This is a genomic window from Rhodococcus koreensis (genome assembly GCF_900105905.1).
GTDB classification, from domain to species: domain Bacteria; phylum Actinomycetota; class Actinomycetes; order Mycobacteriales; family Mycobacteriaceae; genus Rhodococcus_F; species Rhodococcus_F koreensis.
Genome location: NZ_FNSV01000005.1, coordinates 5,711,448 through 5,723,019 on the forward strand (window position 1 = coordinate 5,711,448; position 11,572 = coordinate 5,723,019).

At 68.4% G+C, this 11,572-nt stretch carries 11 protein-coding genes; 10 read left to right on the top strand and 1 reads right to left on the bottom strand.

Annotated elements, in window-relative coordinates; translation table 11 throughout:
- The first annotated feature begins 20 nt into the window (after nt 1-20).
- From kdgD to BLV94_RS30545, 5 genes are all read left to right on the top strand, one after another.
- On the top strand, nt 21-935 hold the full coding sequence (kdgD, locus tag BLV94_RS30525) for a 5-dehydro-4-deoxyglucarate dehydratase (protein ID WP_072944333.1): 915 nt from the start codon (nt 21-23) through the stop codon (nt 933-935).
- An 85-nt stretch (nt 936-1,020) separates the two neighbouring features.
- Nucleotides 1,021-3,243, top strand: coding sequence for a thiamine pyrophosphate-dependent enzyme (locus BLV94_RS30530; protein ID WP_072944334.1), 2,223 nt, complete (start codon nt 1,021-1,023; stop codon nt 3,241-3,243).
- Between the two features lie 127 nt (nt 3,244-3,370).
- On the top strand, nt 3,371-3,904 hold the full coding sequence (locus BLV94_RS30535; protein WP_072944336.1) for a gluconokinase: 534 nt from the start codon (nt 3,371-3,373) through the stop codon (nt 3,902-3,904).
- Nucleotides 3,901-4,674, top strand: a complete 774-nt coding sequence (locus BLV94_RS30540) for an SDR family oxidoreductase (RefSeq protein WP_072944338.1) — start codon at nt 3,901-3,903, stop codon at nt 4,672-4,674. Before BLV94_RS30535 ends, BLV94_RS30540 begins: the two co-directional genes overlap by 4 nt.
- A gap of 29 nt (nt 4,675-4,703) precedes the next feature.
- Nucleotides 4,704-5,630: a D-isomer specific 2-hydroxyacid dehydrogenase family protein gene (locus BLV94_RS30545; RefSeq protein WP_072944340.1), complete on the top strand. Its 927-nt coding sequence runs from the start codon at nt 4,704-4,706 to the stop codon at nt 5,628-5,630.
- Here the strand turns inward: BLV94_RS30545 and nac are convergent.
- Nucleotides 5,624-6,541 carry a nitrogen assimilation transcriptional regulator NAC gene (gene nac / locus BLV94_RS30550; RefSeq protein ID WP_072944342.1) on the bottom strand — a complete coding sequence of 306 codons (918 nt, stop codon included), beginning with the start codon at nt 6,539-6,541 and terminating at the stop codon, nt 5,624-5,626. The two genes, BLV94_RS30545 and nac, sit on opposite strands and share 7 nt — an antisense overlap.
- A 282-nt stretch (nt 6,542-6,823) precedes the next feature.
- Here nac and BLV94_RS30555 point away from each other — a divergent pair, with 282 nt between their 5' ends.
- From BLV94_RS30555 to BLV94_RS30575, 5 genes are all read left to right on the top strand, one after another.
- Complete coding sequence (locus BLV94_RS30555; protein WP_072944344.1) at nt 6,824-7,630, top strand: LamB/YcsF family protein; 807 nt, start codon at nt 6,824-6,826, stop codon at nt 7,628-7,630.
- Nucleotides 7,618-8,340, top strand: a complete 723-nt coding sequence (locus BLV94_RS30560; protein ID WP_072944346.1) for a 5-oxoprolinase subunit B family protein — start codon at nt 7,618-7,620, stop codon at nt 8,338-8,340. The genes BLV94_RS30555 and BLV94_RS30560 overlap by 13 nt, the downstream gene beginning before the upstream one ends.
- Nucleotides 8,333-9,376: a 5-oxoprolinase subunit C family protein gene (locus BLV94_RS30565; RefSeq protein WP_072944348.1), complete on the top strand. Its 1,044-nt coding sequence runs from the start codon at nt 8,333-8,335 to the stop codon at nt 9,374-9,376. Before BLV94_RS30560 ends, BLV94_RS30565 begins: the two co-directional genes overlap by 8 nt.
- Nucleotides 9,373-10,722, top strand: coding sequence for an MFS transporter (locus BLV94_RS30570; RefSeq protein ID WP_072944350.1), 1,350 nt, complete (start codon nt 9,373-9,375; stop codon nt 10,720-10,722). The genes BLV94_RS30565 and BLV94_RS30570 overlap by 4 nt, the downstream gene beginning before the upstream one ends.
- A gap of 89 nt (nt 10,723-10,811) precedes the next feature.
- On the top strand, nt 10,812-11,567 hold the full coding sequence (locus BLV94_RS30575; protein WP_072944351.1) for an SDR family oxidoreductase: 756 nt from the start codon (nt 10,812-10,814) through the stop codon (nt 11,565-11,567).
- Nucleotides 11,568-11,572: the final 5 nt, after the last annotated feature.

An 11,572-nucleotide genomic window follows, 5' to 3' on the forward strand; every position in this document is an offset into this window, starting at 1 on the left:
GAACGAGGAGAACGAAACCCATGACCACAGCGTCGCCCCAAGAGATTGCCCACAAGCTCGGCTCCGGTCTGTTGTCGTTCCCGGTCACCCATTTCACGGAGGACCACTCGTTCGACGAGGCCGCGTACCGCGAGAACATCGGCTGGCTCGGGCAGTTCGACGCCTCCGGGTTGTTCGCCGCCGGTGGCACGGGCGAGTTCTTCTCGCTCACCCCACCCGAGGTGGAGCAGGTGGTCCGGGCCGCCGTGCAGGAGGCACCGGACGGACTTCCGGTCATCGCCCCCGCCGGTTACGGCACCGCGACCGCCGTACAGATGGCCCGCTCGGCCGAGAGCGCCGGCGCGCACGGCATCCTGCTGCTTCCCCCGTACCTCACGGAGGCGAGCCAGGACGGCCTCGTGGCGCACGTCAAGGGGGTATGTGCCGCAACCACTCTCGGTGTGACGATCTACAGTCGCGCCAACGCCGTGTACACCGAGTCGGCCGTGGCGGAACTCGCGGACAGCTGCCCGAACCTGGTCGGTTTCAAGGACGGTGTCGGCAACATCGAGCAGATGACGCGCATCTACGCGAGCCTCGGTGACCGCCTCACCTACGTCGGCGGATTGCCCACCGCCGAGATGTTCGCCCTGCCGTATCTCGCCCTGGGCGTCACCACGTATTCCTCGGCGATCTACAACTTCGTCCCGCAGTTCGCACTCGACTTCTACAACGCCCTCCGCAGCGGAGATAACGCGTTCGTCGTCAACGCCCTCAACGAGTTCGTGATCCCGTACTGCAACCTGCGCAACAAGAAGCAGGGATATGCCGTCAGCATCATCAAGGCCGGCATGAAGGTCATCGGCCGGCCCGCAGGCCCCGTGCGTGCACCGTTGACCGACCTCGACGCCGTCGAACTGGCCGAACTCGCCGACCTGATCAAGAAGGTGAGCTGAACACGACGGTCACCTGCGGCATGGAGCGCGACACTCCGGTCCGGTGACCCTTGCCCGCCGCTCGGCGTCACAGGATGATCGGGGGATGGCCGAACAGATCGACGATTACTTCATCTCTGTCGTGTCGGGGCTTGTCCGCGGGAAAAGCAGCACCGGGGTCCGCCCGGAGGATCCGATCCGGCCCCCGTCCCCGTTGTCGGTGCAGGGCACTCTGGACCTTTTCGACGCCCAGCTCGGCAGCAGGCATCTCGATCTGGCGGCCCGGTGGTTGCGGTCGCAGGGTATGGGTTTCTACACGATCGGTTCCTCCGGGCACGAGGGCAATGCCGCCGTCGCAGCAGCGCTGCGTCCGACCGATCCCGCTCTGCTGCACTATCGTTCCGGTGGATTCTTCCTCGCGCGGGCGCAGCAGGTGGACGGCAGTGATCCGCTCCGCGACGTCCTCCTCGGTGTCGTGGCCGCGACGGAGGAGCCGATCTCGGGTGGACGGCACAAGGTGTTCGGCCGCCACGATCTCGGCATCATTCCCCAGACCTCCACCGTCGCTTCGCATCTGCCGCGGGCAGTTGGTGTCGCCTTCTCGATCGCCCGGGCACACAAGCTCCACCTGCCCTCGCCGTGGCCCGCCGACGCGGTGGCCGTGTGCAGTTTCGGGGATGCGTCGGCGAACCACTCCACCGCCGTCGGCGCGATCAACACCGCCGTCCACTCGGCCTACCAGGGGTTGCCGCTCCCGTTGCTGTTCGTCTGCGAGGACAACGGGATCGGGATCAGCACCAAGACACCGACGGGATGGATCGCCGCGAATTTCGGTGAGCGGGCGGGTCTGGAGTACTTCGAGGCGGACGGTTCCGACCTGCCGGCGGCGTACGCCACCGCGAAGAGGGCCGCCGACTGGGTGCGCGGGCACCGCAAGCCGGCGTTCCTGCATCTGCGGACCGTCCGGTTGATGGGTCACGCCGGATCCGATCTCGAGTCCGCGTACCGGACGTCCGCCGAGATCACCGCAGACTTCGACCGGGATCCGGTGCTGTGCACCGCAAGACTTCTGATCGAAGGCGGACACCTCGGCCCCACCGAGATCCTCGCGCGCTACGAGGACACACGCGCGGAGGTTCTCGGTCTCGCCCGGGAGGTCGCCGAGCTATCTCAACTGGACAGTCCCGCGGCGGTGATGAGGCCCCTCATCGACACCGCCGAGCAGGCGACCGCGGCGGTGCCGGAGCGCGTCGACCCGGCCGAGCGCGCGGAGTTTGTCGGATCGCCGCTGCCGGAGGAGGAAGGCAGGCTGACGCTCGCCCTGTCGATCAACCGTGCCCTGCTCGACGTGCTCGCCCGCTGCCCCGAGGCGCTGGTGTTCGGTGAGGACGTGGCCCGCAAGGGCGGGGTGTACGGGGTGACCCGGGGTCTGATGAAGAAGGCCGGGTCGGCGCGCGTATTCGACACCCTGCTCGACGAGCAGGCGATCCTGGGTCTTGCGCTGGGTGCGGGGGTGTCCGGGTTGTTGCCGATCCCGGAGATCCAGTATCTGGCGTATCTGCACAATGCGGCCGACCAGATCCGCGGGGAGGGTGCGACGTTGCAGTTCTTCTCCGACCGGCAATACCGCAATCCGATGGTGGTGCGGATCGCCGGATACGGGTATCAGAAGGGCTTCGGCGGGCACTTCCACAACGACAACGCCGTCGCCGCACTGCGCGACATCCCCGGCGTGGTGGTGGCGTCGCCGTCCCGCCCCGAAGACGCCGCGGCCATGATGCACACCTGTGTGGCGGCGGCGCGCACCGCCGGCGCGGTGTGCGTGTTCCTGGAACCGATTGCGCTGTACCACATCCGGGATCTGCACGACGACGGCGACGGGCTGTGGCTGGCACCGTATCCGGACCCCGCGACGCAGGCCGAGAACCACGTCCCGATCGGCTCGGCCCGCACCTACGGTGACGGCACCGACCTGACGATCGTCACCTACGGCAACGGTCTGCGGATGAGCCTGCGAGTCGCGCGAAAGCTCGAGCGTGCGCACATCGCCGCCCGGGTGGTGGACCTGCGCTGGCTCGCACCGCTGCCGGTGCAGGACGTCGTCCGGGAGGCGCACGCCACCGGCCGGGTGCTCGTGGTCGACGAGACCCGCAAGTCGGGGGGTGTGTCCGAGGGCGTGGTCGCAGCACTGGTCGACGAGGGCTTCACCGGGCCGCTCGCGCGGGTGACGAGCGAGAACAGCTTCATCCCACTCGGCGACGCCGCGCTCGAGGTGCTGCTGTCCGAGGACACCGTCGAGGCCGCGGCGATCACACTCGTGAGCCGCTAGCACCGGCATCCCTCGCGCTTCGGTATGACGGCAACGTCAACCGGTATCCCCTCCGCCATTGCCAAGCCGTCGTGCGGTCGGGCATGTTCGAACTGCATCTCTCCACACCGGCGGACAGGAACATTTCATGAGTGGCGATCAGCTACCCCACATCGTGGTGATGGGGGTGACCGGCTGCGGGAAGACGACAGTCGCGCAGCAACTTTCCGCACTGACCGGCCACCGGTTCCTCGATGCCGACGATCTGCACCCGCAGTCGAACGTCGCGAAGATGGCCGCCGGCATCCCGCTGACCGACGACGACCGGGCCCCGTGGCTGGGAGTCGTCCGGGACCGGCTGCAGGAGCTGTCCGGGCAGGGGCGCCGCGGTGTGGTGGCGTGCTCGGCGCTGCGGCGCAGCTATCGGACGATCCTCGGCGACGTCTCCGACCCGGTGCTGTTCGTGCACCTCACGGGAGACCAGCAGGTGATCCGCGGGCGGATGCAGGCACGGAGCGGGCACTTCATGCCGCCTGCACTGCTCGATTCCCAGTTCGCGCTCCTCGAACCGCTCGACGCCGACGAATTCGGTGTCGCCCTGGACGTCGCACCCGCACCGGACCTGATCGCCCGGGCCGCCGTCGAATACCTGCACGAAGAACGAAAGGTCGCCACACAGTGAGTTCGCATCGGAGCTTCGACGTCGAGGGCAGGATCGCGCTCGTCACGGGGTCGAGCCGGGGAATCGGTTTCGCACTGGCCAACGGGCTCGCCGAGGCGGGCGCGGAGGTCGTGCTCAACGGACGCGACGCGGCAGCCCTCGCGCGCAGTCGCGACGAGATCGTGAACGCCACCGGCGCGACGGTCCACACCTGCGCCTTCGACGTGACCGCTCCCGAGGAGGTCGCCGCCGCCGCGAAGCGGGTCGAGAGCGAGATCGGCCCCGTCGAGATCGTCGTCAACAACACCGGCGTCCAGCACCGCAGCCCCCTGCTCGAGTTCGGCGACGACGACTTCCGTCGTGTTCTCGACACCAATCTCAGCAGCGCCTTCTTCGTCGGCCGCGAGTTCGCGCGGGCGATGGTCGAACGCGGGCACGGCAAGATCGTCAACATCTGTTCCGTGCAGAGCGAACTCGGCCGGGCGGGCATCGCCCCGTACGCTGCCAGCAAGGGTGGGCTGAAGATGCTCACCCGCGGAATGTGCGCCGACTGGGCACCATTGGGACTGCAGGCCAACGCCATCGCACCCGGCTACTTCGACACCCAGCTCACCGAGGCGCTCGTGAACGATACCGAGTTCAGTGCGTGGCTCACGAAACGCACGCCCGCCGGACGGTGGGGACGCACGGACGAACTCGTGGGTGCGCTGCTCTTCCTCTCCTCGCCGGCGTCGGACTTCGTGAACGGCCAGATCCTGTATGTCGACGGCGGACTGACCGCCGTAGTCTGATCCCCATCCGACCGACTCGAAAGACGAAGATGCCGAACACTGCAACGCCCCGCATCCACCTCGGACCGAACCCCGACGCAGCCCTGATACGCGGGATCGAGAGGGGCGGCGGCGTACTCGCCCCGCTCGACGACGCAGAGGCCGTCGTCTGGGCGCAGGGCCCCGACACGTTTCCGGCGGAACTGCCGGACTCGGTGCGCTGGGTGCAGCTGCCCTCGGCGGGTGTGGAGCCCTGGATCTCCGCGGGCATCGTCGACACCGACCGGGCCTGGACGTCCGCGGCCGGCGCCTACGCCGGCAACGTCGCGGAACACGGCGTCCTGCTGCTCCTGGCCGGGGTTCGGGCCCTCACCGAGCAGGTGCGCGCGACGTCGTGGCGCAAGGCCGAGTTCGACCCGCAGGTGGGCACGCTGCGCGGGGCGAGGGTCGCCATCGTCGGCTGCGGCGGCATCGGTCGCGCGATGATCCCGCTGCTCGCCGCGTTCGGCGCCGACGTGCTGGCGGTCACTCGGTCGGGCACCCCGGTCCCGGGTGCGTCCGAGACGCTGCCGGCCGACCGGACCTCGGAAATCTGGTCCAGAGCAGACCATTTCGTCATCGCCGCACCGGCGACGTCGGCCACCGCCCACCTCGTCGACGAGGCCGCGCTCGCACAGATGAAATCGACGGCGTGGATCGTCAACGTGGCGCGCGGTTCCCTCATCGACACCGAGGGTCTGGTCCGCGCGCTGCGCGCCGGGTCGATCGGCGGCGCCGCGCTCGACGTCACCGACCCCGAACCGCTGCCCGACGGGCATCCGCTCTGGACCCTGCCGAATGCGATCATCACCCCACACGTCGCGAATCCCGCGACCGGACTGACCGGGTTGCTCGCCGATCACGTCGCGACCAACGTCGAACGCTTCGCCGCGGGCGCGCCCCTGCTGGCGCCGATCGATCCGGCCCGGGGTTACTGAGGGCCGCGTTCGGCTTCCGAACTGGTCCTGATGTAGTTGGCCACGACACTGCGCAGCACCTCGCGCACCGCCTCCGCCGGTCCGGACAGCGGCTGATTGGCGGGTGTCCCGAGGGAGACCTGGACTTCGATCGACGGTTCGATGCGGCGGAGTTCCAGGTTCTCCACGTTCATGATCCGGCGTGCCACCGAGAACGGTAATACCGTCGCGCCCAGACCGTTTCGGACGGCCTGCGCCATCAGCGTCACCGATTCCACCTCGCCGACCACCCGCGCGTGCTCGAAGGCGTGCTCGTACGCCTGCTCCACCACCTTGCGGATCGTGTGCATCGGACCCGGCAGCAGCAGTGGCAGATCGACGAGATCCTTGATGGCGACGGCCGTCCCGGTGTCGCCGGGCAGTCCGGTGCCCGCCGGGGCGACGACCATCAGTTCCTCGGTGAGCAGTCGCTCGAAGTTGACGCCCTTGATCGGCCCGGCGTCGTACAGCAGGGCCATGTCCATCCGGCCCGTCATCATGGCCTCGCTGAGCACACCGCCGAAATTTTCGTTGATGTGCAGAAGGATGCTGGGGTACCGCGACCGCACCGCGGTGAGGAGCGGCAGCGCGATGGAGCTGACGGTGCTGTACGGCGCGAGTCCGACGGAGACACCGCCCGCCAGTTCCCGGCCGACGACGCTCACCTCGGCCTGAGCGCTCTCCACCTGTCGCAGGATCACCTGTGCGTGCCGGTACAGCGCGCGCCCCGCGTCGGTGGGTTCCACTCCCTGCTTGCTGCGGATCAGCAGTTGCTGACCGAAGTGCGTCTCCAACGCCGTCATCTGCTGGCTGAGCGCGGGCTGCGCGATGTGCAGTATGTCCGCCGCCCGCGTGATGGATCCGGCGTCGACGATGCGGACGAATGAGAACAAGCGTCGGGTATCCACGAGCGATCTGCCTTTCTGACGATGCGGCGACGCAAGCACGCCGCGGTTTCGAGAAGGTTGCCGGGCGGAAACACCGCTGTAGCCAAGTGCGGGGCCCGATTCTTCCGTCTTTGCATCGTCGCTGTTCAAACACCATAGACGTTCGTTATCGCCTCACGTAAAACAGGTATTAACCGCCTGAACCGGAACCTGCGTAGCGTCCGTTTACATCGAAAGTTCACTGGAACGGCACCCGCGGTTCCACTGCAGGCCCCCCTTGGAGGCACCGTGACTGTCAAGATCGATCTCGTCGCCGACCTCGGCGAGAGCTTCGGCGCTTGGACGATGGGCGACGACGACGCACTGCTCGACGTGCTGACGTCCGCCAACGTCGCGTGCGGCTTTCACGCCGGCGACCCCAGGACCATGGATGCGACGGTCCGAGGGTGCGTCGCCCGCGGAATCGGCATCGGCGCACACCCCAGCTTCCCCGATCTCGCAGGGTTCGGCCGGCGCGCGATGGACCTCACCGCCGACGAGGTCCGCACGGACGTTCTGTACCAACTCGGCGCACTGCACGCCTTCGCGACGGCCCACGGCACATCGCTCTCGCACATCGCACCGCACGGTCGGTTGGGAAATCTCGTCGCGACCCGCGCCGACTACGCGGGCGCCGTCGTCGATGCGGTGGAGGCGTTCGACCCGCGGCTCATCGTGCTCGCCCAGGACGGGGAACTCGCCGACCACGCCCGTGCGCGGGGGCTCCGGGTTGCCATCGTCGCCATCGTCGACCGTGCATACCGGGCGGACGGCACCCTGGTACCGCGGTCCGAGGCCGGCGCCGTGATTCACGACCGGGACGCTCTGGTGTCGCGCACGGTGCAGATGGTGACCGAAGGGGTCGTCGACGCCGTCGACGGCACGCGCATCCCGATCGAGGCAGACACGGTACTGCTGCACGGCGACGGCGCCGACGCGGTAGGCAACGCGCGGGCGATCCGGGAGGCCCTGCTGCGCGCGGGCGTCGTCATCGCCCCCGTCACCGAGGTCCTCGAGGCCAGGGCCGAGAAGGAGTCCGCGTCGTGTCCGGCGTGACGTGCACCCGGCCGCACCGCGACTTCGTCCTCGCGGACTGCGGGGACTCCGCGGTCCGCCTGACGTCGCTGTCCCCCGATGCGGAGGAGCGCTGGCAGGCCGTCCACACGGTCGCCGCCGCGCTCGACGCACGCGGCGACGACGTCGCGGTCACCGGCATCATCCCCACCTACGACTCACTGCTGGTCGAATTCGACTGTGCTGCAACGACGCATGACGCCATTCGCGCGCTGGTCGAACGGCTGATCGAGCTTCCGGCGCAACCCGCGACGCGCGGTTCGCGACAATTCGAGATCCCGGTCGTCTACGGAGGCGAATTCGGACCCGACCTCGACGACGTGGCGGCACACCTCGCACTCTCCCCGGCCGAGGTGATCCGCCTGCACAGCGCCCGCCCGCTGACCATGCGCTGCTTCGGGTCCCCGGGCGGCGCCCCCATGCTCGACGGCCCCGCGTTCCCGCAGCCCGTTCCCCGTCGCACCATTCCGCGGCCGCACGTTCCGGCAGGCGCGGTGGCGGTCGCGGGCAGGCAGGCCGTCATCTCGGCGCGACCGGCGCCCGGCGGCTGGCCGGTGATCGGCCGCACGCCCCTGACCATCGTCGATCCGTCGACGGAACCGCTGTCCGACTTCCGGCCCGGCGACACGTTCCGCTTCGTGCCGATCACCGCGGCCGAGTGGCCGCTGTACGAGGGGGTCCGGCATGGCTGAGACGATCACCGTCACGACACCCGGGCTCACCTCGATCCAGGATCTCGGACGACTCCGGGGCTCCCGGTTCGGGCAGATGACCGGGGGAGCCTCCGACCAGTACAGCGCCGACGTGGCGAACGCCCTGGTCGGAAGTCACCGCACCGCGCCGCTGCTCGAAATGGTGGCGATGGACTTCGGCGCCGTCGCAAGCGTCGACCTGCTCGTCGCGGTGACCGGCGCACCGGCGGAGGTCCAGGTCGGGGGTGTCACCCGCCCCCAGTGGGAGCCGTTCGTCTGGACCGCGGGCGAAGAACTCACCGTCCGCGGAATCCACGACGGGCTCCGCGTGTACCTCGCCGTGCACGGCGCGATCGCCGCGCCGTCCCTGCTCGGCAGCTGCGCCCCCGACTCGGTTCTCGGTTTCGGCCGGCAACTGACGGTCGGCGAGTCCGTCGCCATCGACGTCGACGGACCGCCGATCGACCACCCCTACTTCCGGGTCCCGCTGTTCCGGCTCGGCGCCGAGCCCGCGACCTTCACCGGCCGCTGGACCATCGACGTCACCGACGGTCCCGACGTGCACGAGTTCGGCGCGTCCGCCGCCCGCTTGTTCGACACCCCCTTCGTCATCGGTGCCGACACGAACCACATCGGTCTCCGCCTGACGCCGACCGATCCGGGGAGCGACGTTCCCCGGCGGGACCGGTCGACGGAAGTGCTCTCCCGCGGGGTACCGATCGGCGCCGTCGAGGTTCCCGCAGGCAACGAGATCCTCGTCCTGCACCGGGGCCGGGGAGTGACGGCCGGATATCCGGTGCTCGCGGTGGTGACCGCCACCGCACTGTCACAGCTCGGCCAGGCGCGCCCCGGCCAGGAGGTGCGGTTCCGAAAGGTGAGCGTCCCCGAAGCCGTGGACGGTTACCGGAGCCAACGACGCTCGATCGCGCTGCTGCGGTCCCGCGTGGCGAGCGCATTCGCCAGTCTTCGGATCCCCACTCACCCAGAAACGACATCCGCCCAGCACCACTCTGTAGCCCAGATGGAGTCAGCATGACCAACGCGATCTCACCCGACACGGCCGGGCACACGCCCGAACACGAGGTGCAACCCCGCCAGCTACGCAAGGTCGTTCTCGCAGGGTGCGTGGGCATCTTCGTCGAGCTCTACGACAACGGCATCTTCGCCTTCATGGCGACCGCCCTGGCCATCGTCTTCTTCGACGTCTCCAAGTCGAGCGACGCGCTGATGCTCGTCTTCGCCGGTTACGCGATCTCGTTCTTCGTGCGACCGCTCGGCGCGGTCGTCTGCGGCATCCTGGGCGACAGGATCGGCAGGCAGAAGATGCTCGTCTTCGTGATCATGCTGATCAGCGTCGCCACCGCGGGCATCGGTGTTCTCCCCACGTACGCCGCGATCGGCGTCGCCGCTCCCGCGCTGTTGATTCTCCTGCGCATCCTGCAGGGATTCTCCGTGGGCGGTGAGGCGGCGGGCGCCATGACCTTCCTCGCCGAGCACGCACCGGAGGGCAAGCGCGGACTCATCACCAGCTACGCACAGATCGCGTCGTTCCTGGCCCTGCTCACCGGCACGCTGGTCGCGTTCGCGATGTCGCCCTGGCTCAACGAGGCCGCGATCGAGGGCGGCGGACCGGCGAGCTGGGCGTGGCGCGTCCCGTTCCTCGTCGCGATCCCGATGGGCATCATCGGCTGGTACATCCGGCGGGCGATCAGTGACACCCCGAACTTCGAGAAGCTCAAGGCCGAAGGCGGACTGTCCCGCAACCCGCTGAAGGAAGCGTTCGCGACTCCCGAACACCGCAAGGCGATGCTGCTCGCGCTGTTCATCCCATTGATGAACGGCTCCGGCTACTACGTGCTCTTCTCCTACATGCCGACGTTCCTCAAGGGCGAGAACATCGGCTTCTCCACCGGCGCGGCACTGCTCGTGACCGCGGCGAGCCTGGTGGCGATCTGCTTCGCCATTCCCTTCATGGGCGCACTCTCGGACCGCGTCGGCCGCAAGAGGGTCATCGCCGGTGCGGCGATCGCCATGGCCGTCGGCGCCGTCCCTTGTTACGCCCTGATCGCGACCGGCAACTTCGCGCTCGCGGTGCTCGGAGCCTGCATCATGGCCGTGATCTTCGCCGGCCACACCGCCGTCATCCACATCCTCATCGTCGAACTCTTCCCCACCCGGGTGCGGTACTCGGCGTACGGGCTGGGCTACAACATCTCCTCGGCAGTGTTCGGCGGCACCGCGCCCCTGCTGATGACCTGGCTGATTCCGCAGTTCGGGATCTACGTCCCCGCGGTCTATGCCGTCGTCACCGCACTGGGAACCCTCATCGCCGTCAGCACCGTCACCGACCGGGCGCACGTGCCGCTCCGTGACACGCTCTGACGGATCCAGACTCGGCCCGGTGGTCTCCTGACCACTCGAAGACCACCGGGCTGCACCAACTTTCACCACCAGCAAGGCAAGGGAGCGTCATGCCATTCAACGACTACCGGACCGCACTCGTCACCGGCGCCAACACCGGAATGGGCGCCGCGGTCACCGAGATCCTCACCAAGCGGGGTCTCACCGTCTACGGCGTCGCCCGCAACAAGGAACGGCTCGACGAGATCGCGGAGAAGACGGGCATGATCCCGCTCGCCGTCGACATCACCGACATCGACGCCCTCAGCGCCGCCGTCGAGGGCCTCGAGATCGACGTGCTGATCAACAACGCGGGAGTCTCGGCCACCGGCAACATCCTGGACGCGTCCGCCGACTCGGTCGACGCCATGGTCGACGTCAACCTCCGTGCGGTGCTGCACCTGTGCCGGTTGCTCATGCCGGGGATGGTCGAGCGGGACCTCGGCCACATCGTGAACATCAGTTCCATCGCCGGCCTGTACAACTTCTACGGTCACACCGCGTACCACGCCACGAAGGCCGCGGTGCACCAGATCTCGCGGCAACTGCGCAACGACACCATCGGCAAGCGCATCCGCGTGACCGAGATCTGCCCGGGCCGGGTCGAAACCGAGATCTTCGGACGCAACCTGGGCGGCTCCCCGGAGGCGATGAAGGAGGCGTGGGAGACGTATTACGAAGGCTTCGAATCCATCACGACGAAGGACATCGCCGACACGATCGAGTTCGCGATCGACGCCCCGCGCCACGTCAACCTCGGCCTGATCGAGATCATGCCCACCTTCCAGGTACCGGGTGGTCTCGACTTCGTCCGGCGCAACGACTGAGGCCG